General features: G+C 60.0%; 26 protein-coding genes and 1 pseudogene. 9 read left to right on the plus strand and 18 right to left on the minus strand.

Annotation, left to right across the window (positions count from 1 at the left end; genetic code table 11):
• The first annotated feature begins 37 nt into the window (after positions 1 to 37).
• The 5 genes from JQF37_RS14290 to JQF37_RS14310 all read left to right on the plus strand — a co-directional run bounded on the left by JQF37_RS14290 (position 38) and on the right by JQF37_RS14310 (position 2,731).
• Complete coding sequence (locus JQF37_RS14290) at positions 38 to 751, plus strand: FKBP-type peptidyl-prolyl cis-trans isomerase (protein WP_047531749.1); 714 nt, start codon at positions 38 to 40, stop codon at positions 749 to 751.
• 292 nt (positions 752 to 1,043) lie between these two features.
• A complete protein-coding gene (locus JQF37_RS14295; protein ID WP_130203699.1) occupies positions 1,044 to 1,499 on the plus strand; it encodes a YkvA family protein in 456 nt (151 codons plus the stop codon).
• Between the two features lie 114 nt (positions 1,500 to 1,613).
• Entirely contained in the window at positions 1,614 to 1,955 is a 342-nt protein-coding gene (locus JQF37_RS14300) for a helix-turn-helix transcriptional regulator (RefSeq protein ID WP_047531735.1), read from the plus strand.
• Positions 1,952 to 2,323, plus strand: a complete 372-nt coding sequence (locus JQF37_RS14305; protein ID WP_003223109.1) for a hypothetical protein — start codon at positions 1,952 to 1,954, stop codon at positions 2,321 to 2,323. The genes JQF37_RS14300 and JQF37_RS14305 overlap by 4 nt, the downstream gene beginning before the upstream one ends.
• On the plus strand, positions 2,324 to 2,731 hold the full coding sequence (locus JQF37_RS14310; RefSeq protein ID WP_130203698.1) for a sel1 repeat family protein: 408 nt from the start codon (positions 2,324 to 2,326) through the stop codon (positions 2,729 to 2,731).
• 117 nt (positions 2,732 to 2,848) lie between these two features.
• Here the strand turns inward: JQF37_RS14310 and JQF37_RS14315 are convergent, their stop codons facing one another.
• A complete protein-coding gene (locus JQF37_RS14315) occupies positions 2,849 to 4,639 on the minus strand; it encodes a bifunctional diguanylate cyclase/phosphodiesterase (RefSeq protein WP_130203697.1) in 1,791 nt (596 codons plus the stop codon).
• 132 nt (positions 4,640 to 4,771) lie between these two features.
• Positions 4,772 to 6,853 carry a carboxy terminal-processing peptidase gene (locus tag JQF37_RS14320; RefSeq protein ID WP_189340166.1) on the minus strand — a complete coding sequence of 694 codons (2,082 nt, stop codon included), beginning with the start codon at positions 6,851 to 6,853 and terminating at the stop codon, positions 4,772 to 4,774.
• Between the two features lie 138 nt (positions 6,854 to 6,991).
• Here JQF37_RS14320 and JQF37_RS14325 point away from each other — a divergent pair, with 138 nt between their 5' ends.
• The gene (locus JQF37_RS14325; RefSeq protein ID WP_130203695.1) at positions 6,992 to 7,954 is read left to right on the plus strand and encodes a zinc-binding dehydrogenase; all 963 of its coding nucleotides are present in this window, start codon (positions 6,992 to 6,994) and stop codon (positions 7,952 to 7,954) included.
• A gap of 105 nt (positions 7,955 to 8,059) precedes the next feature.
• Here JQF37_RS14325 and JQF37_RS14330 read toward each other — a convergent pair whose 3' ends face one another.
• The 6 genes from JQF37_RS14330 to JQF37_RS14355 all read right to left on the minus strand — a co-directional run bounded on the left by JQF37_RS14330 (position 8,060) and on the right by JQF37_RS14355 (position 13,344).
• Positions 8,060 to 8,713: an HAD family hydrolase gene (locus JQF37_RS14330; RefSeq protein WP_130203694.1), complete on the minus strand. Its 654-nt coding sequence runs from the start codon at positions 8,711 to 8,713 to the stop codon at positions 8,060 to 8,062.
• A gap of 34 nt (positions 8,714 to 8,747) precedes the next feature.
• Complete coding sequence (locus JQF37_RS14335) at positions 8,748 to 9,737, minus strand: ABC transporter ATP-binding protein (RefSeq protein WP_047531715.1); 990 nt, start codon at positions 9,735 to 9,737, stop codon at positions 8,748 to 8,750.
• Complete coding sequence (locus tag JQF37_RS14340; RefSeq protein ID WP_130203693.1) at positions 9,734 to 10,534, minus strand: ABC transporter permease; 801 nt, start codon at positions 10,532 to 10,534, stop codon at positions 9,734 to 9,736. Before JQF37_RS14340 ends, JQF37_RS14335 begins: the two co-directional genes overlap by 4 nt.
• Positions 10,521 to 11,357 (minus strand): ABC transporter permease subunit, encoded by an 837-nt coding sequence (locus JQF37_RS14345; RefSeq protein WP_189340171.1) that lies wholly within the window; start codon positions 11,355 to 11,357, stop codon positions 10,521 to 10,523. The genes JQF37_RS14340 and JQF37_RS14345 overlap by 14 nt, the downstream gene beginning before the upstream one ends.
• A gap of 5 nt (positions 11,358 to 11,362) precedes the next feature.
• Entirely contained in the window at positions 11,363 to 12,169 is an 807-nt protein-coding gene (locus JQF37_RS14350; RefSeq protein WP_130203691.1) for an alkaline phosphatase family protein, read from the minus strand.
• Positions 12,170 to 12,279: 110 nt separating this feature from the next.
• A complete protein-coding gene (locus JQF37_RS14355; protein WP_130203690.1) occupies positions 12,280 to 13,344 on the minus strand; it encodes an ABC transporter substrate-binding protein in 1,065 nt (354 codons plus the stop codon).
• A gap of 372 nt (positions 13,345 to 13,716) precedes the next feature.
• Here JQF37_RS14355 and JQF37_RS14360 point away from each other — a divergent pair, with 372 nt between their 5' ends.
• Positions 13,717 to 14,430: a UTRA domain-containing protein gene (locus tag JQF37_RS14360; RefSeq protein ID WP_047531705.1), complete on the plus strand. Its 714-nt coding sequence runs from the start codon at positions 13,717 to 13,719 to the stop codon at positions 14,428 to 14,430.
• Between the two features lie 67 nt (positions 14,431 to 14,497).
• Here the strand turns inward: JQF37_RS14360 and JQF37_RS14365 are convergent, their stop codons facing one another.
• The 7 genes from JQF37_RS14365 to minC form a co-directional block, all read right to left on the minus strand.
• Positions 14,498 to 16,654, minus strand: coding sequence for a mechanosensitive ion channel domain-containing protein (locus tag JQF37_RS14365; RefSeq protein WP_130203689.1), 2,157 nt, complete (start codon positions 16,652 to 16,654; stop codon positions 14,498 to 14,500).
• 77 nt (positions 16,655 to 16,731) lie between these two features.
• Positions 16,732 to 16,908: a hypothetical protein gene (locus JQF37_RS14370; protein ID WP_189340160.1), complete on the minus strand. Its 177-nt coding sequence runs from the start codon at positions 16,906 to 16,908 to the stop codon at positions 16,732 to 16,734.
• A 194-nt stretch (positions 16,909 to 17,102) separates the two neighbouring features.
• On the minus strand, positions 17,103 to 18,392 hold the full coding sequence (locus JQF37_RS14375; RefSeq protein WP_047531698.1) for a M18 family aminopeptidase: 1,290 nt from the start codon (positions 18,390 to 18,392) through the stop codon (positions 17,103 to 17,105).
• 151 nt (positions 18,393 to 18,543) lie between these two features.
• On the minus strand, positions 18,544 to 19,179 hold the full coding sequence (locus JQF37_RS14380) for an RluA family pseudouridine synthase (RefSeq protein WP_047531695.1): 636 nt from the start codon (positions 19,177 to 19,179) through the stop codon (positions 18,544 to 18,546).
• Positions 19,180 to 19,371: 192 nt separating this feature from the next.
• Positions 19,372 to 19,626: a cell division topological specificity factor MinE gene (gene minE, locus JQF37_RS14385; protein ID WP_007974947.1), complete on the minus strand. Its 255-nt coding sequence runs from the start codon at positions 19,624 to 19,626 to the stop codon at positions 19,372 to 19,374.
• 3 nt (positions 19,627 to 19,629) lie between these two features.
• Positions 19,630 to 20,442 (minus strand): septum site-determining protein MinD, encoded by an 813-nt coding sequence (gene minD, locus JQF37_RS14390; protein WP_130203688.1) that lies wholly within the window; start codon positions 20,440 to 20,442, stop codon positions 19,630 to 19,632.
• A 200-nt stretch (positions 20,443 to 20,642) separates the two neighbouring features.
• Positions 20,643 to 21,380, minus strand: a complete 738-nt coding sequence (gene minC / locus JQF37_RS14395; protein WP_130203687.1) for a septum site-determining protein MinC — start codon at positions 21,378 to 21,380, stop codon at positions 20,643 to 20,645.
• Positions 21,381 to 21,498: 118 nt separating this feature from the next.
• Between minC and JQF37_RS14400 the strand changes: the two genes are divergently transcribed.
• Positions 21,499 to 22,431, plus strand: a complete 933-nt coding sequence (locus JQF37_RS14400) for a lipid A biosynthesis lauroyl acyltransferase (protein WP_130203686.1) — start codon at positions 21,499 to 21,501, stop codon at positions 22,429 to 22,431.
• A gap of 15 nt (positions 22,432 to 22,446) precedes the next feature.
• Here the strand turns inward: JQF37_RS14400 and JQF37_RS31390 are convergent.
• Positions 22,447 to 22,530: pseudogene (locus JQF37_RS31390) on the minus strand (outer membrane lipoprotein carrier protein LolA); the annotation flags it as partial.
• A 47-nt stretch (positions 22,531 to 22,577) separates the two neighbouring features.
• On the opposite strand from JQF37_RS31390, the gene JQF37_RS14405 reads away from it, so the two are divergent.
• Positions 22,578 to 23,729: a patatin-like phospholipase family protein gene (locus JQF37_RS14405; RefSeq protein ID WP_130203685.1), complete on the plus strand. Its 1,152-nt coding sequence runs from the start codon at positions 22,578 to 22,580 to the stop codon at positions 23,727 to 23,729.
• Between the two features lie 98 nt (positions 23,730 to 23,827).
• Here JQF37_RS14405 and JQF37_RS14410 read toward each other — a convergent pair whose 3' ends face one another.
• Positions 23,828 to 24,613, minus strand: a complete 786-nt coding sequence (locus JQF37_RS14410) for an outer membrane protein OmpK (RefSeq protein ID WP_130203684.1) — start codon at positions 24,611 to 24,613, stop codon at positions 23,828 to 23,830.
• A gap of 376 nt (positions 24,614 to 24,989) precedes the next feature.
• Positions 24,990 to 25,775, minus strand: coding sequence for an outer membrane protein OmpK (locus JQF37_RS14415; protein ID WP_103402573.1), 786 nt, complete (start codon positions 25,773 to 25,775; stop codon positions 24,990 to 24,992).
• Positions 25,776 to 25,837 lie beyond the last annotated feature (62 nt).

Raw genomic sequence — 25,837 nt, forward strand, 5'->3', positions numbered from 1 at the left:
CTCGATTGCCCTTTAGGCGCATGAACAAGGAAATAGCATGAAACAGCATCGGTTGGCGGCGGCGGTGGCCCTGGTTAGCCTGGTACTTGCGGGTTGCGACTCGCAGACCAGCGTAGAGCTGAAAACCCCGGCGCAAAAGGCTTCCTACGGCATTGGCCTGAACATGGGCAAAAGCCTGGCTCAGGAAGGCATGGATGACCTGGACTCCAAGGCCGTAGCCCAGGGCATCGAAGATGCCGTTGGCAAGAAAGAACAGAAACTGAAAGATGAAGAGCTGGTTGAAGCCTTCGCTGCGCTGCAAAAGCGTGCCGAAGAGCGTATGGCCAAGATGAGCGAAGAGTCGGCAGCCGCCGGCAAGAAATTCCTTGAAGAAAACGCCAAGAAAGCCGGCGTCGTCACCACCGCTTCGGGCTTGCAGTACGAAGTGGTCAAGAAAGCCGATGGCGCTCAGCCCAAGCCGACTGATGTAGTGACTGTCCACTACACCGGCAAGCTGACCAATGGCACCGTTTTCGACAGCTCCGTCGAGCGCGGCAGCCCGATCGATCTGCCGGTTAGCGGCGTGATTCCGGGTTGGGTTGAAGGCCTGCAACTGATGCACGTCGGCGAGAAGTACAAGCTGTACATTCCTAGCGAACTGGCTTACGGCGCGCAAAGCCCAAGCCCGGCGATTCCAGCCAACTCGGTGCTGGTGTTCGACCTGGAACTGCTGGGGATCAAGGATCCAGCAAAAGAAGACGCTGCCAAGTAATCAGCGTCCGCTCTAAAAACAACGCCTCGCTAATGCGGGGCGTTGTTGCATCTGGTGTGTGGCGCGGGTAAACAAAGCGAACAGATGCAGCAGGCTGGAGTCATAGACATTGTCGGAGCGGCGTTAACCTCGTCAGATCGCCAAGTCAATGAAATCTTGGGTTTTTTTAGATGGGTAAAAAACGCCCGATCTGAGTTCGGCCCTTATGCAACGGGGCTTTCAGCCGCGAAAAGCTGCTCTGTTCACAAGGTTATCCACAATTTGTGTGGATAACATTTACATGGGAGGCGTGATGAAAGCACCCTGGAATTTTGCTCGTTTCCTGCCATTGGCCGGACGACTGCTTGCTCGTGGACGCTTGCCGACCTTGCTGTTCGCGGTGGCCAGCAAAGGTGCCAGTCAAGGCAATCGGCTGGGCAAACTCAAGGATGATCTGCGCCTGTTGCAGGCACTCTGCCTGGCTTATTGGCGCGGTGAATATCGGGCCATCAGCCCCAAAGCGCTGGTGTCGGTCGTGGCGGGCCTGATGTATTTTCTCAGCCCGGTGGACGCGATTCCGGATTTCATTCCGGTATTCGGCATGCTGGATGACATCGCTGTACTGGCCTGGTTGATGAAAGTCCTCGATGACGAACTCAATGCTTTCCGCGAATGGCGTAAACGTCAAATGCCAGAGAAGCTCGCCGTGGTCGAACGCCTGCCCGATACCCCTGAACAACTTCAGCTTCAGGGGCCGAAAAAGAACTGAACTGATTCAATCTCATCCACAGATAGATACCCCCCGCGACCTTGGCCGCTGTTAGGATTACACTTCTAGGGAAAAGTGCCGACTCGCTAAGTGTTGTTGTCCTACGGGGTAGTCATGGATATTCAGATAATTACACGCGAAGGCGAGCCCGAATATGCGGTTCTGCCGTGGGCTCAGTATCAGGCTCTACTGAAAGCAGCAGGCATTAACGAAGCACCGTCGCGTCCGGCCGCAGCGCCGCTTGCGACAACCCAGGACCCGATTCTTCCAGGTCTTGATCAACTACGCAGTTTGCGCGAAGGGAAGGGCATCGCCATCGAGGCGCTGGCCCGCACGGTAGGCATCAGCCCGTCTTATCTGGCCATGATCGAAAGTGGCGAGCGTCTGCCCGACGCGGCCATCCGCCGAAGCCTGGCCTGGGAACTGACGGTGCCAGGGTGGAGGGATGAATCGTGAGCGTACGCATCAGTCGTCAACACTGGGACGGATTGCTGGGCGAGCTGGATCAGGCGCGCCGTCAGCGTCATCTATTGACCTATCGGGCATTGCTGGAGCGTTTGCAGCTTCCAACGCCTGCCATGCAAACCCTGACTGCCGCGCTCGAGCATCTGGCGGCACTGGATGCCAAAGCCGAACAACCGCTGCGCAGTTCGCTGGTGATCAGCCAGGGCGCCAGCCGCCTGCCACGTACCGGTTTCTTTGAATGCGTCGAGCGCCTCGGGCGATTTTCCGGGCCGTCCGATGGCGTCGCGGCAGCGTCCTGGCATGCCTCGGAAGTGGTGCGCGTGTTTGAGTACGAGTACCCCGAGTCGGCGGAGGCCTGAGTGCTTTTCCGACTCAAGGCGCAGGTCAATTACTGGCTGGCACGCCGGCTTTTTCACTGGCAATGGTTCGTGCGACGGCCGCGTGGCTGGAGCTGGCTGGAAGGCCAGTTCGCCCGTATGGCTAACCTGGGTGATGTCGATGCTCAGAGCTTCTATGGCCACATCCTGACCTTTCGCGGCGTCGGTCTGGGCGCTCGCGAGGAGGGCCTTCGCTTGCTGCGCCTGGCGGCGTTGGCTGGCGATGGCAAAGCGGCGTATCAGGTCGGGGTGATCAGCCTCGCCGGAACGCCGAGCAAGGCGCCGGACCCGACCGAGGCGGCGCGTTTCTGGAGCATTGCAGCGAAGGCCGGGCATCCGTTGGCCGAACTCAAGCTCAAAGAGCTGGCGGCTCGAGGTGACGGGCTATAGCCCAGAATTGTGTTGTTCCGGCGGGCGGCATCGCGAGCAAGCTCGGTCCCGCAGTGGATCTGTTGAGGGCCCGCCTTTCATGTGGGAGCGAGCCTGCTCGCGATGGCGTCAGGCCCTTCATCGATGCCCGGCAAGCAGCACATCCTCTTTCTCCGGCGCCGCCAGGCTATCGATCACATGCACGCTGTATCCCTGCACATTCTTCGCGTGGTGTTTGGCCTGTGACGCCATCTCGGCCAATTGGCTGGCATCGAGTTGATCGCAGGCCTGTGGATGCAAATGCACCACGCCGATGGACAGGGACAGCAAGGGGAACTCCTGGCGCAGGCCTTGGCGATTGGGCGCGATAAAGCATCCGGCTTCCAGGTGTTCGCTGCGATAGAAGCGTCGGCACTGGCCCTGGAAGTCCTCCAGTAACTGGTTCAAACGCTTGCGCCAGTCTTCCGGGCCGAGCACCAGCAGGAAGTCGTCGCCGCCGATATGGCCAACGAAGTCGCGGGACGGATCGACGCGGTCGTTCAGGCATTGCGCCAGGCATAACAGGACTTCATCACCACGGCCGTAACCATAGATATCGTTGAAGGGCTTGAAGCTGTCGATGTCGACGTAGCAGATCACCGATTCCCGTTGCTGTTGCAGCAGCCGCGTCAGGCATTGCTGGATTGGCACATTGCCGGGCAGCAGGGTCAGGGGATTGGCGTAGCGCGCTTGCTGGATTTTCAGTTCGGTAATCAGTTTTAGCACGTCGATCACCCGGCCCAGGCCCAGGTAGCCGCCGTTGAGGGTGATGATGAAATCTTCTTCGATGCGTTGGCGGGCGCGGCTGGTGATCAGGCGGCTGACCTGTTGCAGTGACTGGCTCACCTCGACGGCGAGGAAGTCATCGTTCATCAGGCGGCTGATGGGTTTGCGGGCGAACAGATCGGTGGCAAACGGCTTGAGCAGGGCGTCGGAGAGTGAATGGCGGTGGACGATGCCACACGGTTGGCCGTGCTCATCCAGTACCGCCAGCGAATTCAGATTGGCCTGGCGGCGGAAGGCTTCCAGTACCGTGGCCGTCGGCGTGTCGCGCGTCACCGCCGGTTGGTCGTTGAGCAGGGCGCTGAGGTCGCTGCCGTCGTCGCTCAACACCACGGCGGTGTTGTCCTGCCGCGGCATCATGGGGCGGGCATCCCGGGGCGGATGCTCTTGCGGTCGACAGAGCAAATAGCCCTGGACCAGGTCGACCCCCATTTCCGTCAGTACCGCGAGCTCTTCCGGCAACTCGATGCCTTCGGCGATCACCTGTGCGCGTGAGGCCTTGGCGATTTGCAGGATCGAGCCGACGAATTCGCGCTTGAGGGCATCCTGGTGTATGCCATCGATGAAGTGCCGGTCGATCTTCACATAGTCCGGCCGTAGCTCGGACCACAGGCGCAAACTCGAATAGCCGGCACCCAAGTCATCCAGGGCAATGGAAAAACCCATCGCCCGATAGTGATGCAGGGCGGTTTGCAGCAACTCGAAATCGTCGGTGGGAGTCTGTTCGGTGAGTTCGATCACCACCTGGCTCGGCGGGATGCCGAAATCGTCCAGCAGTTGCAGGGTGCGGCCGGGTTGGTGCGCGGCTTCGAGCAGGGATTCCGGGGAGACGTTGAGGAACAGCTTGCCGGGCAGTTGCTGTTCATTGAAGCGTCGACAGGCGCTTTCACGGCAAGCAATTTCCAGTTCGCTCAAGCGTCCGGCCTGGCGGGCGACGGCAAACAACGCGATAGGGGAGTGCAGCGGGCTGTTGGAGGGGCCGCGACTGAGGGCTTCGTAACCCAGAATCCGTCGTTCAGAAAGGCAAATGATCGGCTGGAACAGACTGTGCAAACCGCTTTGAGTCAGGATTGAACTCAACGCACTCAGCTGTTCTGTTGTGGTCATGGCGATCTCTGGCGATAAAAAAAGGACCGGGCGTGCTCTTGGTAAGAGAGCACGCCCAGTCCTCTATTTCACGACAGAATGATGACTGTTTGATGACGCTCCGCAGAGCGTCAGCATTAAATCGCCATCATCTTAGTGCTTGGCTACCGCGGTGTTGAGCTTGAGGTAGTCCAGCAGAATGCGCCCGGTCTCGCTCAGGTAGGCGTCGTCTTCCGGCTTGGTCTTGTCCGGCTCGGCCGCGATGGCGTCTTCGTCTTCTTTCTTCAGCTCTTTGAGCGGCTCTTCGCCCTTGGCCTTGCGACGGATATTCTCCATGGCCAGTTGCTTGGCTTCGATATCGGTGTGCTGGGCACGACGGTCGGCTTCATTGAGGCTGACGGTTTTTTCTGCCATCAGTTTCTGCGCCAGGGCCAGCTTGTCGCGAATGAACACGAACTCCGCGTCCTTGGTCGTGCGCACGTCATGCTCGGATTTGAGCTGGCTGATATACGGTTTGAACGGGTCGACCGCAGGCCTGATCGCCGCTTTGATGGTGTCCCACGGCATGGCTTCCGGCAGGGCGCTCTCGCCGATTTCCTTGGTGTCGATGATCGACGGGTAATCGATGTCCGGCAGTACACCCTGATGCTGGGTGCTCTGGCCGGAAACCCGGTAGAACTTGGCCAGGGTCAGCTTCAGTTCGCCATGGTTCAGCGGCTGGATGGTCTGTACGGTGCCTTTGCCGAAGGTCTGGCCGCCGATGATCAGGGCGCGGTGGTAGTCCTGCATGGCTCCGGCGAAAATCTCCGAGGCCGAAGCGGACAGACGGTTGACCAGCAACGCCATCGGGCCTTTGTAGAACGCACCCGGGTTTTCATCTTCCAGGACGTCGACGCGGCCATCGGCGTTGCGCACCAGCACGGTCGGACCTTTGTCGATGAACAGGCTGGTCAGTTCGGTGGCTTCCTGCAGGGAGCCGCCGCCGTTGTTGCGCAGGTCGATGACCACACCGTCGACCTTGTCTTTCTGCAACTCGGTCAGCAGTTTCTTGACGTCCCGGGTGGTGCTCTTGTAATCCGGATCACCGGCGCGGAATGCCTTGAAGTCCAGGTAGAACGCCGGGATCTCGATAACGCCGAGCTTGTAGTCCTTGCCATCCTGTTTCAGGTTGAGGACCGATTTTTTCACCGCCTGATCTTCCAGCTTCACCGCTTCGCGAGTGATTGGCACGATCTTGCTGGTCTGGTCGTTCGGCGCATTGTTGGCCGGAATCACTTCAAGGCGCACCACGGTGCCTTTCGGGCCGCGGATCAGCTTGACCACTTCGTCCAGGCGCCAGCCGACCACGTCGACCATCTCTTTGTTGCCCTGTGCAACGCCGATGATCTTGTCTGCCGGTGCAACCTGTTTGGTCTTGTCCGCCGGCCCCGCCGGCACCAGGCGCACGATCTTCACTTGATCGTTATCGCTCTGCAGCACGGCGCCGATGCCCTCCAGGGACAGGCTCATGTTGATGTCGAAGTTTTCCGCGTTATCCGGCGACAGGTAGTTGGTGTGCGGGTCGTAGGACATGGCAAAGGTGTTGATGTACGCCTGGAAGATATCTTCCGCACGGGTCTGGTCCAGACGCGCCAATTGGTTCTTGTAGCGCTTGGTCAGGGTTTCCTGGATCTGTTTGGGATCCTTGCCGGCGATCTTCTGCCGCAGCACTTCGTCCTTGACGCGCTTGCGCCACAGGTCGTCGAGCTCTGCGGTGGATTTGAGCCAAGGGGCGTCCTTGCGATCGATCAGCAAGGTTTCCTTGGTGGTGAAGTCGATCTTGTCGACGCCCTTGTCCAGCTCTGCCAGGGCAAAATCCAGACGCGATTTGACGCGGTCCAGATAACGCTTGTAGATGGTGAACCCGGCGTTGAGGTCGCCGCTTTTGAGGAAGTCGTCGAACTGGTTCTTCCACTTGTCGAATTCGGCGATGTCGCTGGCCATGAAGTAGCTGCGCGACGGATCCAGCAGTTTGAGGTAGCTGTCGTAGATGATCGCCGAGCGCGCGTCGTCGAGCGGCGGTTTGCTGTAGTGGTGACGCTTGAGCAACTCCACGACGTTCAGACTGGCGATGACTTCGTCACGATCAGGTTGAAGCTTGTCCCAGCTGTTGGCTGCGAAAGAACTGCTCGACATCGGCAACAGGCCGATACCGATGAATAGGGCGAGGGCGGTGCTGGGGAACAAACGCTTCATGTTGATTCGACGCGGGGACAATTGATAACGCATATTAGGCCGTCTTTGAAGTCGCCGGTTCCACAAGGGCCGGTCGCATAATGCAAAAAGCCCGGTGCTACAGCTACGGGCTCAGTCCAGACTCACTATGGAGGCACTGTGAAAGCATTGCAAGGCGTTGAAGGTCAAGTGGAGTGGGTAGAAGAGCCGAGTCCGGCATGTGATGTGGGACAAGTTCGCATTCGAGTCGCTGCGGCAGGTCTCAATCGCGCCGATTTGTTGCAGAAAGCGGGCTTGTATCCGCCGCCGCCGGGGGCCAGTCAGGTGCTCGGTCTAGAGTGTTCGGGGGTGATCAGCGAGGTCGGGCCGGGTTCGTCCTGGCAACTGGGGGACAGGGTCTGCGCCTTGCTGGCCGGGGGCGGCATGGCCGAAGAGGTGGTTGTCGACGGACGGCATGTGTTGCCGGTTCCCGACGGAGTGTCGTTGGCTGAAGCCGCCGCGTTGCCGGAGGTGTATGCGACCGTTTGGTTGAACCTGTTTCAACTCGCCGGGCTCAAGCCGGGTGAAAAAGTGCTGCTGCACGCCGGAGCAAGTGGAATTGGTTCAGCTGCCATTCAGCTGTGCAAAGCCTTTGGTAACCCGTGCTGGGTCAGCGTGGGCTCCGCCGAGCGCCTGGCCTATTGCGAAGCGCTCGGTGCCCAGGGTGGCGTGGTGCGCAACACCGACCTGGAGAGCTTGCGCGACCTGGGGCCGTTCGATGTCATCCTCGACCCGGTGGGCGGCAACTATTCTGCGTTGAACCTCAAACTGTTGGCGCAGGATGGGCGCTGGGTGCTGATTGGCCTGATGGGCGGTCGCGAGGCGAAACTGGATCTGGCTCAGGTACTGTCCAAGCGCGTGCAGTTGCTGGGATCGACCCTGCGCAGTCGCGACGATCAGTTCAAGGCCGATCTGTTCAGCGACCTGAGCCAGCATGTGTGGCCGCTGTTTGCTGAAGGACGCTTAAGTCCGCAGTTGGCCAGGACTTTTGCGATCAAGGACGCTGAAGCGGCGTTCGCGGAACTGGCGAGCAACAAGGTGGAAGGGAAGGTGGTGTTGGTGATTGACGAAAGCTTGAGCTGATTCCTGTGGGGCGTGGCTTGCCCGCGATGAACGATGACGCGGTTTGACCGATACACCGCGTCGCCTGAGTCCCGGGCAAGCCACGCTCCCATAGGGGAGTCGTTGTCATTTCCAGAGATGGATCGGCCAGCCCACTTTCTTTGCGTGCTCGAGGAGCACCGGATCCGGATTGACCGCATGCGGGAAATCCACCTTCAACAGCAACGGCAAATCGTTGCGTGAGTCGGAATAGAAACTCGCGCCTTCGAGGTTTTCCTCTTCAGCATCCAGCCATTCCAGCAGTCGGGTGATCTTGCCTTCGCGGTAGGTCAGGGTGCCCACGGTTTTGCCGGAGTAAACCCCGTGCGCCACATCCAGTTCGATGCCGAGTATTTCGTCGATGCCCAGGCGTTCGGCGATCGGTCGCACCAGGTGGGTGCCCGAGGCGGAAATCACCAGAATGCGATCGCCGAGCTTGCGGTGCTCGGCGATGGCCCGGGTGGCGCCGCTGAAGATGATCGGTTCGATGACGTCTTCGACCCATGGACCGACCAGGTGCTTGATCTCCTCCGGCGTGCGGCCGATCAACGGCTCCAGGCTGAAGGCCATGTAGTCTTCCATCGCCAGGTGGCCGCGGCCGTAGGCGTCCATCAATTCCTTGTCTCGACGCAGGAAGGATTCACCGTCGACCCAGCCGAGGCGGACCATTTGTTCACTCCACAGCGAGGCGCAGTCGCCGTGGATCAGGGTTTCGTCCAGATCAAAAATTGCCAGGGCCATCAGTGCAGTTCTCTCTTCAACGTCAACAAGGGCATCAGGCTACCTCACACAGCGCCGTCGGATCGATGGAAAGCGCCAGGCGCTGACCATCGGGATGCAAATCGGACGCCGACCGGTTGAGCACATCCACCACCAACTCCACACCCCGGGCTTCGATCCTGTAGCGGATCACGTTGCCCAGCAGGCTATGGCTGCGTACCTGTGCGTCGAGCTCGCCATTGAGGCTCAGCTCGATGGCCTCCGGGCGAATGGCGATGCGATGGCTGATTGGCCGCTGCAGCAGCTTCGAGGCCGCATCGGCGTCCAGCAGGTTGTAGTTGCCGATGAACCCGGCCGCGAATACATCCACCGGTGCGGTGTACAGGGTTTCGGCGTCGCCACTCTGTACGATTTTTCCCTGATTCATCAGGAAAATCCGGTCGGACATGGTCAGGGCTTCTTCCTGATCGTGTGTGACGAAGATTGTGGTCAGGCCCAATTCACGCTGGATCTGACGGATCTGTTCGCGCAAGTGCTTGCGAATTCGCGCATCGAGGGCCGACAGCGGTTCATCCAGCAGCAACAGGCGTGGTCGCGTGACCAGCGAGCGGGCGAGGGCCACGCGCTGGCATTGGCCACCCGACAGTTGATGCGGATAGCGCGAGGCAAAGTCGTTCAGCTCGACCAGTTTCAGCACTTCGGCGACGCGTTTCTGGCTGTCGTCGGCATTGACCTTTTGCATGCGCAAACCGAAGGCAACGTTCTGCTCGACGGTCATGTTGGGGAACAGGGCGTAGCTTTGGAACACCATGCCGATTCCACGCTTTTGCGGGCTCAATGGCACGATATCGACACCATCGAGCAGGATCTTGCCACCATCTACCGACGTCAGGCCGGCGATGCAGCGCAACAGCGTCGACTTGCCGCAACCGGAGGGGCCGAGCAGGGTGACGAACTCGCCCTTCTGGATTTCGCAGTTGATGTCGCTGAACACCGTGGTGCCCGCGTAGTTTTTCTGAAGGTGTTGGACGCTGACATAGCTCATTCGCTTTTGTCCTTGTTCAAGATATTGGCCACCCAGGTCAGAACCAGTACGAAGAAGAAGTAGGAGATCACCAGCGCACTGGTGAAGTGGCCGCTGCTGTTACGCATGTTGTTGAGGTACACCTGCAGGGTTTCGTAGCGGGTACCGACGAGGATGTTGGCGAACACGAACTCACCGAACAGGAACGAGAACGACAGCAGCAACGCCACCATCAAGCCCTTGCGCAGGTTCGGCAGCACCACCAGGAACGCTGCTTGAAAGGTGCTGGCGCCGAGCAGTTGGGCGGCGTCCATTAGGTCGCGCAGGTTGATCGCTTGCAGGTTGTTGGTAATCGCCCGGTACATGAACGGCAACGCCACGGTGAAGTAGCAACCGATCAGAATCCAGGGCGTGCCGACCATCGCAAACGGCCCGGACCCATAGAGCTGCAGCAGTCCGACCGATGACACCACCGGCGGCACCGCGAAGGGCAGCAGGATCAGGATGTTCATCAGCGCGTCGAGCTTCGGGAAGTGGTAATGCACCACGAACAGCAGCGGCAGAATCAGCACCACCGACAGGATCAGTGCGCCGATGCAGACCAGCAGCGACTGACCGAAGGCATGCAGGAAACGCGGATCGCTCCACAACTGCACATACCATTTAAGGGTGAAACCGCTGGGCAAGATGGTGGCCGACCAACTGCTGGCTATCGAATAGACCAGCGTGCCGAGCAGCGGCAGCAGCAGGATGGCAAACAGCAGGTAAACCACCACCCGATGGTAAATGCCAACGGGCCCCAATTCAGCGCGAGACATGGTAGCTCCTCTTCAACAGCAGCTGATGCACGATGGTCACCAGGGTCATCAAGGCCACCAGCACCACGGCCAGGGCACTGGCCAGGTTTGGATCGAGGGAAATGTCCCCCGAGACCATCGCCGCGATACGGATCGGCAGCACGTTGAAGTTGCCGGTGGTCAGGGCGTACACCGTGGCATAGGCGCCGAGGGCGTTGGCCAGCAGGATGACGAAGGTGCCGAGCAGTGCCGGGGTCAGCACTGGCAAGCCGATGTGGCGCCAGAACTGCCAGCCGTTCGCCCCGAGCAGCTCTGCGGACTCACGCCAGTCTTCGCGCAGGGCATCGAAGGCGGGGTAGAGCAGCAGCACGCCAAGGGGAATCTGGAAGTAGGTGTAGAGGATGATCAGCCCGGTTTTCGAATACAGGTTGAAATCCTGAATGATCCCCGCCTGCTTGAGCATGATGGTGAAGCTGCCGTTGAAGCCCAGCAGGATGATGAACGCGAAGGCCAATGGCACGCCGGCGAAGTTGCTGGTCATGTTGGCGAAGGCGTTGACGAAGTTGCGCAGTTTCGAATCGACCCTGCGCAGCGAATAAGCGCCGAGCACGGCGATGATGATGCCGAATACGCTGGACCAGAAACTGATCTCGAGGCTGTACTGGATCGCCTGCAGGTAAAACTTCGAGCTGAAGATTTTGGTGAAGTTGGCCAGGCCCCAGCCGAACTCTTCCGATTCCAGGCTGTTGATCATCACCCAGGCCAGCGGGGCGATTTCGAACACGATAAAGAACAGTGCGAAGGGCACCAGGCACAAGGCTGCCAGCCATTTGCCGCGAGTCATGGCGTTCACTTGAGCAACTCCCGGCACACAGGTTTGTCATGGGGCACGCCCAGCAGCTCGCAGACCGTGCCGCAAATGTCCGTCTGTTTCGGCGCCGCGTCGGCATTGAAGCTGAAGGCATCGCCAAGCACGAACAGCGGCACTTCGCGTTCTTCTGGCAACAGGCCGTTATGGGAACGGTCGTTGTTCATGCCGTGGTCCGCCGTCACCAGCACCTGATATCCGGCGTCGAGCCAGCCTTGCAGGTAGTCGGCGAGGATGATGTCGGCCGAACGGGCGCTATTGCGGTATTGCGGGGTGTCGAGACCGTGCTTGTGCCCGGCATCGTCGATGTTCATGGGGTGGATCAACAGAAAATCCGGTGCGTGGCGCAGGCGCAGGTTTTCCGCGTCGGCGAACAGGTGCGAGTCGGGGTAGTGATCGTTCCAGTAGAAGTGGCCGTGCTGGATCGGCAGGTCCGGATCGTCGGTATGCCGATCGCGGGCAGGTACGAACGGTGAACGGTTATACAGTTCGCTGACCCAGTGATAGGCCGCCGCAGCGGTTTTCAGGCCGGCCTCTCTGGCGTAGTGGTAGATGCTGCGCTGGTTGGACAGGCGCGAGACGTTGTTGTGAACGATGCCGCTGTCGATCGGCGTGACGCCGGTCAGGATGCATTCGTAAAGCGGACGGGACAGCGCCGGCAGCTCGCACTCCAGCTTGTAGAGCGCTGCGCGTCCTGCGCCGACATAGGCCTGCAGGTGCCCCATGGCATGCCGGGCAACCTCGTAGCTCAGGCCGTCGAGCACGACAAGGATGACGTTGTGCTTCATAGGGGCGATGACTCCGTGAAACGGGATATCGGAACTCACTCGGTCCACTGTGGGAGCGGGCTCGCTCCCACAGGGATTTCCATTGGCCCGTCAGTTGGCGGGCTACAGCATCACTTCATTTCGACAATGACTTCTTCGTTCCACTTCTGCGGCAGTGCCTTGGAAGTCTTCTCCCACGCATCCGCGTCCTTGATCGGCGTGACGTTTTTGTACTGCTCGTTAGGCAGCAGCTTGGCCTTCACGTCTTCCGGCAGTTTCACGTGTTCGGCACGGATCGGACGGGCGTTGCCGCGCGCCAGGTTGGTTTGGCCGGCATCGCTGAAGATGTATTCGCGGGTCAGCTTGGCGGCGTTCGGGTTCTTGGCGTATTTGTTGATGATGGTGGTGTAGCCGGAAATCACCGAGCCATCGGACGGGATCAGCACCACGTAGTCATCCGGATTGGCCATCTTCGCTTTGTAGCTCAGGCCGTTGAAGTCCCAGACCACGCCGACTTCGATTTCGCCTTTTTCCATGGTCGCGATGGTCGGGTTAGCCATCGACAGGCGACCCTGTTTGGCAATATCGGCAAACATCAGCAGGGCAGGTTGCAGGTTTTTCTCGTCACCACCATTGGCCAGTGCGGCGGCCAGAACGCCGTTGGCGGCCTGGGCGGCGGTGCTCACGTCACCGATGGAAACCTTGTATTTGCCGGACTTGAGGTCGGACCACTTGGTCGGTACATCGGAACCGTGCAGCAGCTTCTTGTTGACGATAAAGGCGATGGTGCCGGTGTAGGCCAGTGCCCAGTTGCCGTCCTTGTCCTTGGCCCAGGCCGGAACCTGGTCCCAGGTCGTCGGTTTGTAAGGCTGGACGACGCCTTGCTTGACCGCGATCGGGCCGAAGGCAGCACCGACGTCGCCGATGTCGGCGCTGGCGTTGTCTTTTTCAGCGGCGAACTTGGCGATTTCCTGTGCCGAGCTCATGTCGGTGTCGATGTGTTTGAGGCCATAAGTCTTGGCCAGGTCGTCCCAGGTGCCTTTCCAGTTGGCCCAGTCATCGGGCATGCCGACGCTATTCACTGCGCCTTCCGCTTTCGCAGCGGCTTCAAGGGTTTTCAAATCATCAGCCGCCATGGCGGCGGTGCACATGGCAATGGTCGAGCCTAACAGTGATGCCAGGAAAAGCTGTTTCATTCCGAAGCTCCTATGGGCGTTTTCAACGCTGCGATTGCGATTGTTTTGGTCTAGGTCAGCAATACCTGAGCCAATTTAAGCGGGCTCGATGACACTTTGATGTCGTTCGTCGCCCTGCAAGACTTTTATTCGCACGGTATTGGAGGGTGCCCGGTAAGCGTAGACCATGGGCAAAGGCCCGCTACACAGGGGACTTGGCCGGTGAATTGCAGGTTTTCAATCGATAGTTGAATAGCGTTTGGGATGACCGTTCGGTAGGTTGTCATCTCTCAGTCATCTGCACTGCCTACGCTTGCAGGACGTTGATCGAGCCGATTTGTCGTGCGGTTCCGCCCCGAAACAGTGCTGGTCTAGTCCAGATAGGTAACATTGATGCGCGATGAGGCAACAAAAGCGGTGACAGCCATTGGCCAGGTGCTTCAGGAGCAGCTCGACCATGGACTGTTGGCTCCCGGCAGCAAATTGCCGGCCGAGCGAAAACTCAGTGAGTTGTTCGGCACCACGCGGATCACCGTGCGTGAGGCCTTGTTGCAACTGGAAGCCCAGGGGCAGATCTACCGCGAAGAGCGACGGGGCTGGTTCGTCTCGCCGCCGCGCCTGGCCTACAACCTGATGCAGCGCAGCCACTTTCACGCGATGGTCAGCGCCCAGGGGCGGGTGCCGTCTACCGAGGTGATTTCGGCACGATTGCAGCCGGCATCAGCGGCGGTCTGCGCCTGGTTGCAGCTGCCGGCATTGTCGAGCGTGATTCAGATTTGTCGCTCGCGGCGTATCGATGGGCGGCTGGTGTTGTACGTGGAGCACTACCTCAATCCGCAGTATTTTCCGGGGATTCTGGCGTTCGATCTGAATCAGTCGATCACCGAGCTGTACGCGCGACACTACGATTTGCACTATGGCCGGGTGCGCTTCGAGATTGTGCCGACCGCGTTGTCGGCCGATGCGGCGGCGGCGTTGCGCGTTTCGGTGGGCAGCCCGGGCTTGCGCATCGCCCGGGTCAATTACGATCAGCATGAACGCTTGATCGACTGCGATCTGGAGTTCTGGCGACATGATGCGATTCATGTCGGCGTCGATGTTGTCTGACAAGACTGTTTATCTGCGCGACCTTGGCGACCCCTTCGCGAGCCTGCTCGCGAAGACGGCCTTGCAGTCACTCCTGTTTTTCCTGCCCGCCGCCAGCAGTGATGACTTGCACGCTCATCCGCGGGGTGGCCAGATCCATCCCGGCTTCATCCAGATGCCGTTTCAGCAACAGGTTGAACGCCCGGGACACTTCCCACTGCTTGATCGGCGCGGTCTTGAACCGGGCGCGCAGAATCGCGTTGCCGGACTCGAAGCTTTCCACGCCCTGAATCTCCAGCGGCGACCAGATGTCGTGCCGTTGCAGTGGATCGGTGCGCATTTTCTGGCCGACCTCGCGCATCAGCTTGATCGCGTTGTCGATATCCATGCTCGCAGGCACCGCGACCCGGAAGATCGCGTAGCCGAACTCCCGGGAATAGTTTTTGATGCTTTTGATTTCGCTGAACGGAATGGTGTGGACGATGCCGTCGATATCCCGCAGGCGCACGGTACGAATGGTCAGGCCTTCGACGGTCCCCATGTGGCCGCCGACGTCGACGTAGTCATCGATGGCCAGGGAGTCTTCAATGATGATGAACAGCCCGGTGATCAGGTCGGCCACCAGCGACTGGGCACCGAAACCGATCGCCAGGCCGATCACGCCGGCACCGGCCAGCAGCGGCGTGACATTCATGCCCATGTTCGCCAGGGCGACGATCAGCGCGATGATGAAAATCGCCACGAACAGCACGTTGCGGATCAGCGGCATCATCGTCTGCGCACGGGCATTGGCCAGGCCTTTGCGCGAGCGGGTGAGGGCGTGATGCACGGCGGTATCGCTGAGAATCCAGATCAGCCAGGCAAAGATCAGCGTGCCACCGAGGCTGAACAGTTTGACGCTGACCTCATGGCCTTCGCCTTCAGTGAAGCGGATCAGCGACATGCCCCAGACCCGCAGGCCGAGTTCGATGAACGCCAGCCACACCAGCAGGTGGGCGAGGGTATAGAAAAAGCTGTTCAGGCGTTCCGAGTACAGTGCGTGGCGCTTCACGCCGCGTTGCGGCTTGAGGGCATGGCGGCGCACCAGACCGTTGATCACCATGCACAGCACCAGCAGCACGGTGCAGATCAGCGACTGACGCAATGCGGTGCTGGTATCGCCGGCCGAGACAAAGGTGGCGAACAGGGAAATCCCTACCAGCACCAGTGCCGGTACGTACCAGAAGGTGCCAAGAATTTCGATGGTATCGCTAAGGGCGCGGCGGGTCAGGCGCCGGGACAGCGGCTGATTGCGGATCAAGTGGGCAATCGGCCGACGGAATCGCAAGATGAACAAGCCGGTGGACAGCGCAGCCAACACATTGGCCGCCGTCGCGGCGGTGTGCGCCAAATGTCTGCCAAGGCTGTCGATCAGGCGTGGGTCGTTCAGCGCTTCACCGAACGCGGCGAAGCTGCCGATCAGCCACAACGGCCGGAATGCCTGATGCCGAAGGATGTACAAGGCGCGGTGGCGGTGCGGACCTTCGAGCAAGGAAAAGGCGATCACGCAGATCGCGGAAAAACAGGTGCCGACCACCAGCGCATAGGCCAGCACCATAGCCAGGCTTTTGCCCAGCGACGAGGGTAGCGCGTAGCTCATGTACACCGTGATGACCAAGGCAATCAGCCAGGGGCCGAGTTTACGCAATGCGAAACGCAGCATGTCCAGGGCCTTGGGGTGTTGCGGCAGTTCTTCGGTGAGGCCGAAGCGCATGCGCACGCGATGGCTGATCCAGATCAGCGCTGCCGCCAGCAGGCTCCAGACCATCAGGATCATGGCGAAGGCGAAGGCGATGGGTAGCCATTCACTGGCCGGCAGCGCCAGTGCCATCAGTTCGTTCGTGGCCAGGTCGAACTCGTTGGACCAACGGGTGATCGGGCTGTCGGCTTCGGAAAACTGTTTTCCGAGACTGGCCAGGGTCCCGCCAATCAGGCCCAGCACGCCCTCTTCGGTGATGGGTTGGGCCTTTTTCGTGGCGTCGCGCAGCTTCTTCAAATCCGCCAGTAGCTGAGCTCGCTGCCGATCGTTCTCCAGTGACTTGATCACTTCGTCCAGGGATTGCCCCAAGGGTTCCTGTGCCTCGGGCTGGGTTTTCGCCGGGCTGAGCAGGCTTGGCAGACCGACCGCCTGGGCAGGCGCCATCGGCAGCAGCGTCATAAGGCAGAGCAGGAACAGGGACGGTAGGGCGAGCAGGCGAGCGGACACTGGGCGGTCAACCTCGGGGTGAGCGGGTCGATCGAGTGTACGAGCCCGCGAAAACCAATGCGAGCCGGGGGCAGGATTTATTCGTTGAGTTTGGCGAGGATCTTGAACACCACGGTGGCGAGGATGGTGAGCATACCGATCCACATGGCGAACACGCCGAGATTCTTGTCGCGAAAATTGAAACCGATGGCCAGCAGAATCATCCCGGTCAGAATCGGGATCAGCATGGCGTGGAACGAAGAGAGTGAGATCATGGCGACTGCCTTGTCGAAAGGGATGGTTAAAGTCTAGGCGGCTTTTGGTGGGGCGCAGTGATGTGTGTCAAAAGTGAATCACTGCAATCATGAACTTTGCATTGAATTGGCTGATGTCATCGCGGGCAAGCCCGCTCCCACAGGGTTTCTCATTAACCTAAGGGAGCGGGCTTGCCCGCGATGTTTTTCAGGGGTTACGGCAGCTCGCGGCTGGCATAGAACGCGCTCAACACTTTGACCAGGTGTGCCAGGTCATGGCTGCCGCACAGTTCGCGAATCGAGTGCATGGCGAAGGTTGGCAGGCCGATGTCCACGGTGCGTACCCCCAGGTGGCTGGCGGTGATCGGGCCGATGGTCGAGCCGCAGCCCATGTCGCTGCGCACCACGAAGCTTTGCACCGGCACTTCTTCGGCCATGCACAAGTGGCGGAAGAACCCGGCGGTTTCGCTGTTGGTGGCGTAGCGCTGGTTGCTGTTGACCTTGATCACCGGGCCGGCGTTGAGTTTTGGGCCGTGGTTGGCGTCATGCTTGTCGGCGTAGTTCGGGTGCACGCCGTGAGCGTTGTCAGCCGAGACCAGCAGGGATTTCTGAATGGTCCGTACGAACTCGTCACCCTCGGGCAGCAGGCGGCGCAGCGTCTGCTCCAGCATCGGGCCATCGGCGCCGCACGCCGAGCAGGAACCCACTTCTTCGTGGTCGTTGCAGACCAGTACGCAGGTTTCTTCAGTGTCGGCGTTGAGCAGCGCTTGCAGGCCGGCGTAGCACGACAGCAGGTTGTCCAGGCGCGCACCGGCGATGAAGTCGCCATGCAGGCCGATGACGGCGGCGCTTTGGGTGTCGTAGAAACTCAACTCGTAATCGAGCACGACGTCGGCGTTCAGCCCGTGTTCGCGGGCGAGTTGGTCAGTGAGCACGGCGCGGAAATCCACGCGTTCGTCGCCGGCAAATTGCGCAAGCACAGGCGGCAGCTCGGTCTGGGCGTTGATCGCCCAGCCCATGTTGGCTTCGCGATTGAGGTGAATGGCCAGGTTCGGGATGATCGCAATCGGTGCCTTGAAGTCGATCAACTGGCTCTCGACCTTGCCGTCGCGACGGAAGGTCACGCGGCCAGCCAGGGACAGGTCGCGGTCGAACCACGGGGCCAGCAGTGCGCCGCCATAGACTTCGACACCCAGCTGCCAGAAGCCCTGGCGCTGCAGTTCCGGCTGCGGCTTGACCCGCAGGCACGGGCTGTCCGTGTGGGCGCCCACCAGGCGAATACCGCCGTGCAGTGGCGAGTGGCGGCCCATCTTGATCGCGACGATCGAAGAGTCGTTACGGGTGACGTAGTAGCGGCCGTTGGTCTCGGTATTCCATGGCTCGCGCTCGTCGAGGCGCTGATAGCCGGCCGCTTCCAGACGCTGAACAAGGCTGGCGGTGGCATGGAACGGGGTGGGGGAGGCCTTGAGGAAGTCGATCAGGCCTTGGTTCAACTCTTCGCGCATGTGCTAACTCCAGACAGCAATGGCGCCAGTTTAACGTATTGGCCTGGTAAATGGCGTCGCGCTGATGGTTGAGGCGGGCTCAGATATTGAATCTGGACGAGAACCCTGTGGGAGCGAGCAAGCCCGCTCCCACAGGTTTTGCGCCCGTGGTTTAGAACGGTGCCGGGCACTCGAAGCGCAGGCGTTCACCGGTCTGGGGATGGGTGAAGCTGAGCATGCTCGCATGCAGGCACAGTCGCGGCCAGGCGGCCAGCGCCTGTTCGTGGGCGTAGAGCCCGTCGCCCAGCAGCGGATGGCCGATGGACAGCATGTGCACGCGCAGTTGGTGAGACCGACCGGTGATCGGCGTCAGCTCGACGCGACACCAGTCGCCGCAACGTTCCAGCACGCGCCAGAACGTCAGGGCATGTTTGCCGAATTCATGGTCGACCACATGGCGTGGCTTGGTCGGTGGGTCGTAGCGCAGCGGCAAATCGATGCTGCCGCTGTCCAGTTCCGGCTGACCCCAGCACAGTGCGGTGTAGGCTTTTTCGGTTTCGCGGTCGTGAAACTGTCGGGACAGTTCGCGATGCGTGTCCGGGTCGCGGGCCAGCAGAATGATGCCGGACGTTTCCCAATCCAGTCGGTGGACGATTCGCGCTTCCGGGTAGCCATTTTCTTGCAGGCGGGTGATCAGACAGTCCTTGTTGTCGTCGGCCCGGCCGGGGACGGAAAGCAACAGGGTCGGCTTGTTCACCACCAGCACGGCGGCGTCCTGGTGAAGGATGTGGATATTGGACAACGGCATTAAAACAGCCTCGTTACAAACGCCAACGGCGGCTCGATCATTCATACGCCCCTCTCTGTAGGAGCCGGCTTGCTGGCGATGCAGGCAACGCGGTCTGACTGTCACAACGCGTTGATGCTATCGCTGGCAAGCCAGCTCCCACAGGGAAGGCGTTTCGAATGATCGAGCCGCCGTGGCTCCTGCCGGATCGACTCAGCGATCTGGCAGGGTGATGTTGAGTTCCAGAATCGAGCAGCTGCCCTGGCTTTCCAGTGCGACGTGCACGTCATCGGACCCGATATTGACGTACTTGCGGATCACCTCGACCAGTTCCTTCTGCAAGGCTGGCAGGTAGTCCGGGGTGCTGCGTTGGCCGCGTTCGTGCGCCACGATGATCTGTAGACGCTCTTTCGCTACCGACGCGGTGCTTTGCTTTTTGTTGGCACGAAAGAAGTCAAAAAGGTTCATTGCTTAGTTGCCTCCAAACAGGCGCTCGAAGAATCCCTTCTTCTGTACATCGAGGAATCGATGATCCACGGACTTGCCCAGCAGGCGATCAACGGTATCGCTGTAGGCCTGGCCGGCATCGCTCTGGTCGTCGAGAATCACCGGCACGCCCTGGTTGGATGCCTTGAGCACCGCCTGGGATTCCGGGATCACGCCGAGCAGGGTCACCGAGAGGATTTCCTTGACGTCTTCCACGCCGAGCATTTCGCCTTTGCTCACACGCTCCGGGTTGTAGCGGGTAATCAGCAGGTGTTCCTTGATCGGATCCTGACCCTGTTCGGCACGACGGGACTTGCTGGCCAGCAGGCCGAGCATGCGGTCGGAGTCACGAACCGAGGACACTTCCGGGTTGGTCACGACAATCGCTTCGTCAGCGAAGTACATGGCCAGGTGGGCGCCTTTTTCGATGCCGGCCGGGGAGTCGCAGACGACGAACTCAAATTGTTCCTTGAGCTCCATCAGGACTTTTTCCACGCCTTCAACGGTCAGCGCGTCTTTGTCGCGGGTCTGGCTGGCGGCCAGGACGTAGAGGTTTTCCAGGCGCTTGTCTTTGATCAGGGCCTGTTGCAGGTTGGCTTCGCCGTTGACGACGTTGACGAAGTCATACACCACGCGGCGCTCGCAACCCATGATCAAGTCGAGGTTACGCAGGCCGACGTCGAAGTCGACGATAACTGTTTTGTGACCGCGCAAAGCGAGGCCTGTACCGATAGCGGCGCTGGTGGTGGTCTTACCCACACCACCCTTGCCGGATGTAACCACGAGAATCTTGGCCAAGGTGTTTCACCCCTAAGGAAAAAGGACTTTTAGCCCCTGAAAAACATCTCTTGAAAACTACTGCAGTCGGACAGCCTTGGCTGGAACCCGGTCCCTGGCGGCGTTTACCCCCGGTAAACACTGCTTTCGACCTTTTTCCTACTTCGTTTGAGCCGTTTTCGCTACGTTTTAGAGATGCTTGGAAAATGCGGCAGTATCCGTTAAAGCCGAATGATGTTCAACACGTCGCCCGACAGGCTGACCTGTACGCCCGAACCCCATAGAGGGTCGCGACGCAAGTCCTCGGAAACCTTGTAATGACCGGCGATGGAGACCAGTTCAGCGCTCATTTGCTGACAGAAAATCCTGGCTTTCGTGTCGCCTTTGACCCCGGCCAACACGCGGCCACGCATGGGGCCGTATACATGGATGTTGCCATCGGCCAGAAGTTCCGCCCCCGGGCTGACCGACGAGATCACCACCAGGTCACTGCCCTGGGCATAGATCTGCTGACCACCGCGCACCGGCGAGGTGATGATTTTCGTCGGCTTGATGGTCGGCTCCGGTGGTTTTTCCGGTTTTTTCACCACCACGCCTTCGTTCAGGTCCAGCGGTCGTTCACGGGCGCCGGAGGGCGGCAACACTGGCAGATCGACGGCGATGGCGGCCGCGATGTCTTCGATGCGGCTGGCGCGGATCGCCAGGGTGCGCAGACCATGCTGGCGGCAGACGCGCATCAGCCCCGGCAAATCGACGGAGCCTTCGTTGGCCGGCAGTTTGTCCAGCGCCAGTACCAGCGGCGCGTTGCTGAAGAAGTTCGGCGCCTGGGCGACCTTGGCGGCCAGTTGCCGGTCAAGGCTTTCGAGGTCGTTACGGGCCAGTTCCAGCACCGTAATGGCGAGCATGCTGCCCTTCAGCTGGAACACGGGATCTTGGTCTAGCGGTTCGGTTTGGCTCATGGTCGGCATACAACGACTTGTCACTAAAAGTGCCGAGACTTATAACGAGAACGCCCGCAGGCCGCAAGCCGGGTCGAACGATGTAGAATGCGCGGCCATCGTCTTTTCGGAACCTTTAATGGATCGCCCGCGTTTTCGAACAACCTTTCTTTCTCCGCGCTTCTGGCCGCTGTGGTGCGGCCTGGGGCTGTTGTGGCTGATTGTGCAGTTGCCGTATCCGGTATTGCTGTGGATCGGTCGCATGCTGGGCGCGTTCATGTATCGGGTGGCCGGCGACCGACGGCGCATCGCCAAGCGCAATCTGGAGCTGTGTTTCCCTGAAAAGACCGCTGCCGAGCGCAAGCGCCTGCTCAAGGAAAACTTCGCCTCCACCGGCATCGCCTTTTTCGAAATGGCCATGAGCTGGTGGTGGTCACGCAAGCGTCTGGCGAAGCTGGCCCATGTCGAAGGGCTGGAGCATTTGAAACAGGCCCAGCGCGACGGCAAGGGCGTGATCCTGATGGCGCTGCATTTCACCACGCTGGAAATAGGCGCGGCATTGCTGGGCCAGCAGCACACCATCGACGGCATGTACCGCGAACACAAAAACCCGTTGTTCGACTACGTCCAGCGCCGTGGCCGCGAGCGGCACAACCTCGATTCGCTGGCAGTGGAGCGTGAGGACGTGCGCGGCATGCTCAAACTGCTTCGGGCGGGCCGGGCGATCTGGTACGCGCCCGACCAGGATTACGGCGCCAAGCAGAGTATTTTTGTGCCGTTGTTCGGGATTCAGGCGGCGACTGTCACCGCCACCAGCAAGTTTGCGCGGCTGGGCAAGGCCTTGGTCGTGCCGTTCACCCAGGAACGGCTGGCGGACGGCAGCGGTTATCGCCTGGTGATTCATGCACCGCTCGAAGGCTTCCCCGGCGAAACCGAAGAGGCCGACTGCCTGCGGATCAACCAGTGGATCGAAGGCGTCTTGCGCGAATGCCCGGAGCAATACCTCTGGGCCCATCGCCGCTTCAAGAGCCGTCCACCCGGCGAGCCCAAGCTGTACGCCAAACGCGGTTGAACCACGATCCCCTGTAGGAGCGAGCCTGCTCGCGAAAAACCTGAGAGCGCCGTGGGGTGTCAGGCTCTCGGCGTTATCGTTGACGACCTCGGCGAGCAGGCCCGCTCCTGCAGTGACATCCCATCAAGCACCATGGAGTGTTGTGCATGAGTCCAAGGGAACCGGTTACAGGGTTGATTCTTTCCGGCGGCGGGGCGCGGGCGGCCTATCAGGTCGGCGTCCTGGCGGCGATTGCCGAGTTGCTGCCGCTGGGCGCGGACAATCCGTTTCCGGTGATCGTCGGCACTTCCGCCGGGGCGATCAACGCGGTCAGCCTGGCCAGTGGCGCGACGGATTTTCGCGCGGCCATCGAACGCCTGACAGCGTTCTGGCAAGGCTTTCGCAGCCACCTGGTGCTGCGCAGTGACTGGCCGGGGGTGATCCACCAGGCCAGCCGCTTCGTCAGTCACAGCTTGCTGGGGCTTGGCGCCCGGGTCCCGGTGGCCCTGGTCAATAGCTCGCCGTTGCGCAGGCTGCTCCACGACAGATTACAGATGGACGGCATTGCCGAAGCCATCGCGCAAAAGCAGTTGCATGCGGTGGCCGTCACCGCCTTCGGATATGAGTCGGGTCAGGCTGTGACCTTCTATCAAGGGGGCGGCACCATCGACTCCTGGCTGCGCCATCGGCGGATCGGCATTCCCACCCAGTTGTCCGTTGATCATTTGCTGGCCAGCTCGGCCATTCCTCTTCTGTTCGCCCCGGTGAAAATCGGCGAGGAGTATTTCGGCGATGGTGCGGTGCGCCAATCGGCCCCCATCAGTCCGGCGCTGCACCTGGGGGCCAGTCGAGTGCTGGTGGTGGGGGTCAGTGGCAACCCGCGCGGGGTCGACCCCGAGCAGCCACTGCAACGCGCCTATACCGGTCAACAGCCAACCCTGGCGCAGATCGGCGGGCACCTGCTCAACAGTACGTTCATTGATAGTCTCGAAGGTGACATCGAGCTGCTGCAGCGATTGAATCAGTTCAGTCATTTGTTGCCCGACGGTACGCCAACCCGGGCGCTGGGCGTGGCGCCGGTGGAGGTGCTGGTGATTTCTCCGAGCCAGCCCATCGACGAGATTGCCGCGCGCCATCGCCAGGAATTGCCTGCGGCGTTGCGCCTGTTCCTGCGCGGGCCGGGTGCGACAAAGACCAGTGGGGCGGGGGTGCTGAGTTATCTGCTGTTCGAGGCGGGGTATTGCAGCGAGCTGATTGATTTGGGGCGGCGGGACGCGTTGGCCAAGAAGGAAGAGCTGCGCCGGTTTCTCGGGTTGTAGGAGCGAGCCTGCTCGCGACGGACGTTAACGATGACGCTGGGAGCCTGACACCCCGTGGCGCTCTCTGATCCATCGCGAGCAGGCTCGCTCCTACAAGATCAGAAGTGGAACTTCACCAGGAAGCTGGTCACGCTCTGGTCAGTCTTGAAGTACTGGCTGTCTTCAATGCCGTACTTGTCTTTCCAATAATCGTACTCGACACCCACATACAACTGCTTCGCGCCGAAATTCAGTGCCTTGCCCAGGTCGTATTTGATCTGCGGATTGAAGTGCAGGTTGGCGTGGTAGGTGCCTTTGGCGTTCTTGTCGTTATCGACCACCCAGTCCATGTAGCCGTCGATCAGTACGTCCGAGTCGCCCACCGCAATGGTGTAGGACCAGACTGGCGTGATCTGCCAGACGTTGTCGCCCGCACGGCTGCCTTCGGTGTGGCGGTTGTAGAAGTTCAACTGGAAGTAGTCGAAACCGGGGATGGCCAGGTCGAAACCGGGACCGATCAGGTAGGACTCGGTATCGTTTTCACCGAACTCGTAAGTCATGGCGAGCAACACGTCCTTGACCGGACCCAACTCGAGTTTCTGATCGAAGATTTTGCCGAACGACAGCCGTGGGCTGATTTCACCGTAGTAGGTGTTCGAGCCGGCGTTGCTGTCGTCCTTGCCGTTGTAGAAAATCTTGTCGACGAATATGAAGTTGTCGCCGTATTTCCAGCCATCGGCGTGTTCGAAGGTCACCGTCTGCTGAATGCGCGGGTTGACCTGGAAGTCCTTGCCATACAGATAGGTCAGGCTGTTGTTCTGCCATTGCAGCAAGTCGCCGGCCATGGCCTGGCCCCCCGCCACCATCGATCCGGCCAGCATCAGGCTAGTGCACGTACGTTTCATTCGGTTGCTCCCAAAAATGTCAGTGGTTCCACGTTATTTTTTTAAGGTCGGCGCTCTGGTGTGGCGCCTTTTTCTGTAGCGATAAAAATCATCCAATCGGTCAGCTTTAGTGCTGTTAGCAAAAGCTGCGCCAAGGCATTCGAAAAGCAAAAAAACTCCCGCTCGGCTGCTCAGGAACAGTCGATTGAGAGGGGGGCGGGGATGCCTTGGTACCGTCCAGAGCCGGGATAAGTTGGCTTTCTGGTCAGGAATTAAATCCGGGCTTTTTTTTAAAGCGGATTCAGGCGGCCGCGGAGAATACTGACTCCTCGGCCAGGTCTCAAGTGCCCCGCAACAGCGCACCGACGGCAGGTCTGGGGCACGATTGCGGGCCATCTTAGAAATGCACCTTCACCAGCAGGCTGGTGGTGTTTTCATGGGTGTCGAGTCTGGAGCTGTTCTCGATGCCGTATTTGTCTTTCCAATAACTGTACTCGGCGCCGACATACACCTGTTTTTCGCGCCAACCCAGGGCTTTGCCCAGGTCGTACTTGATCTGCGGATTGAAGTGCAGGTTGGCGTGGTAGGTGCCGTGTGAGTTCTGGTCGTTGTCCACGACCCAGTCGATGTAGCCGTCGATCAACAGGCTCGAATTGCCCAGTGGAAGGGTATAGGACCAGCCTGGTGTGATTTGCCAGACCCCATCGCCGGGCCGTGAACCTTCGGTGTGGCGGCGGTAGAAGTTCAGGGTCACATAGTTGAAGCCGGGCACCTTGAGATCGAAACCGGGGCCGATCAAATACGCTTCGGTGTCGTCTTCGCCATTCTCGTAGGTCATGGCGAGCAATACGTCCTTGATCGGGCCGAGTTCGAAGCGGCGGTCGAGGATTTTGCCGAACGAGAGGCGCGGGCTGAACTCGCCGTAGTAGGCGTGAACGCCTTTGTTTCGGTCTTTTTCGCCGTTGTAGTAGGTGCTGTCGATGAACAGGAAATTGTCGCCGTACTTCCAGCGATCAGCGTGCTCGAAGGTCACCGTCTGCTGAATCGGCGGGTTGACCGCGAAATCCTTGCCGTACAGATAGCTCAGGCTGTTGGTTTGCCACAGCAGTAAATCGCCGGCCATGGCCTGGCTGGCGGCCAGAAGGCCGCCGCCCAACATCATGGTTTTCTGGGTACGAATCATCTGTTGCTCCTTCTTGTTTTTATTTTTCAGGCGCAGGCAACCCCGCCCTGTAGGAGCGAGCC

The organism is Pseudomonas sp. MIL9 (genome assembly GCF_016887925.1).
Lineage (GTDB): Bacteria > Pseudomonadota > Gammaproteobacteria > Pseudomonadales > Pseudomonadaceae > Aquipseudomonas > Aquipseudomonas mohnii.

What these genes read in the sequence shown, in the direction of transcription:
- JQF37_RS14290 (WP_047531749.1), top strand. Translation starts at nt 38, where the DNA reads ATGAAACAGCATCGGTTGGCGGCGGCGGTGGCCCTGGTTAGCCTGGTA.
- JQF37_RS14295 (WP_130203699.1), top strand. Translation starts at nt 1,044, where the DNA reads ATGAAAGCACCCTGGAATTTTGCTCGTTTCCTGCCATTGGCCGGACGA.
- JQF37_RS14300 (WP_047531735.1), top strand. Translation starts at nt 1,614, where the DNA reads ATGGATATTCAGATAATTACACGCGAAGGCGAGCCCGAATATGCGGTT.
- JQF37_RS14315 (WP_130203697.1), bottom strand. Translation starts at nt 4,639, where the DNA reads ATGACCACAACAGAACAGCTGAGTGCGTTGAGTTCAATCCTGACTCAA.
- JQF37_RS14320 (WP_189340166.1), bottom strand. Translation starts at nt 6,853, where the DNA reads ATGAAGCGTTTGTTCCCCAGCACCGCCCTCGCCCTATTCATCGGTATC.
- JQF37_RS14330 (WP_130203694.1), bottom strand. Translation starts at nt 8,713, where the DNA reads ATGGCCCTGGCAATTTTTGATCTGGACGAAACCCTGATCCACGGCGAC.
- JQF37_RS14335 (WP_047531715.1), bottom strand. Translation starts at nt 9,737, where the DNA reads ATGAGCTATGTCAGCGTCCAACACCTTCAGAAAAACTACGCGGGCACC.
- JQF37_RS14340 (WP_130203693.1), bottom strand. Translation starts at nt 10,534, where the DNA reads ATGTCTCGCGCTGAATTGGGGCCCGTTGGCATTTACCATCGGGTGGTG.
- JQF37_RS14345 (WP_189340171.1), bottom strand. Translation starts at nt 11,357, where the DNA reads ATGACTCGCGGCAAATGGCTGGCAGCCTTGTGCCTGGTGCCCTTCGCA.
- JQF37_RS14350 (WP_130203691.1), bottom strand. Translation starts at nt 12,169, where the DNA reads ATGAAGCACAACGTCATCCTTGTCGTGCTCGACGGCCTGAGCTACGAG.
- JQF37_RS14355 (WP_130203690.1), bottom strand. Translation starts at nt 13,344, where the DNA reads ATGAAACAGCTTTTCCTGGCATCACTGTTAGGCTCGACCATTGCCATG.
- JQF37_RS14360 (WP_047531705.1), top strand. Translation starts at nt 13,717, where the DNA reads ATGCGCGATGAGGCAACAAAAGCGGTGACAGCCATTGGCCAGGTGCTT.
- JQF37_RS14370 (WP_189340160.1), bottom strand. Translation starts at nt 16,908, where the DNA reads ATGATCTCACTCTCTTCGTTCCACGCCATGCTGATCCCGATTCTGACC.
- JQF37_RS14375 (WP_047531698.1), bottom strand. Translation starts at nt 18,392, where the DNA reads ATGCGCGAAGAGTTGAACCAAGGCCTGATCGACTTCCTCAAGGCCTCC.
- JQF37_RS14380 (WP_047531695.1), bottom strand. Translation starts at nt 19,179, where the DNA reads ATGCCGTTGTCCAATATCCACATCCTTCACCAGGACGCCGCCGTGCTG.
- minE (WP_007974947.1), bottom strand. Translation starts at nt 19,626, where the DNA reads ATGAACCTTTTTGACTTCTTTCGTGCCAACAAAAAGCAAAGCACCGCG.
- minC (WP_130203687.1), bottom strand. Translation starts at nt 21,380, where the DNA reads ATGAGCCAAACCGAACCGCTAGACCAAGATCCCGTGTTCCAGCTGAAG.
- JQF37_RS14400 (WP_130203686.1), top strand. Translation starts at nt 21,499, where the DNA reads ATGGATCGCCCGCGTTTTCGAACAACCTTTCTTTCTCCGCGCTTCTGG.
- JQF37_RS14405 (WP_130203685.1), top strand. Translation starts at nt 22,578, where the DNA reads ATGAGTCCAAGGGAACCGGTTACAGGGTTGATTCTTTCCGGCGGCGGG.
- JQF37_RS14410 (WP_130203684.1), bottom strand. Translation starts at nt 24,613, where the DNA reads ATGAAACGTACGTGCACTAGCCTGATGCTGGCCGGATCGATGGTGGCG.
- JQF37_RS14415 (WP_103402573.1), bottom strand. Translation starts at nt 25,775, where the DNA reads ATGATTCGTACCCAGAAAACCATGATGTTGGGCGGCGGCCTTCTGGCC.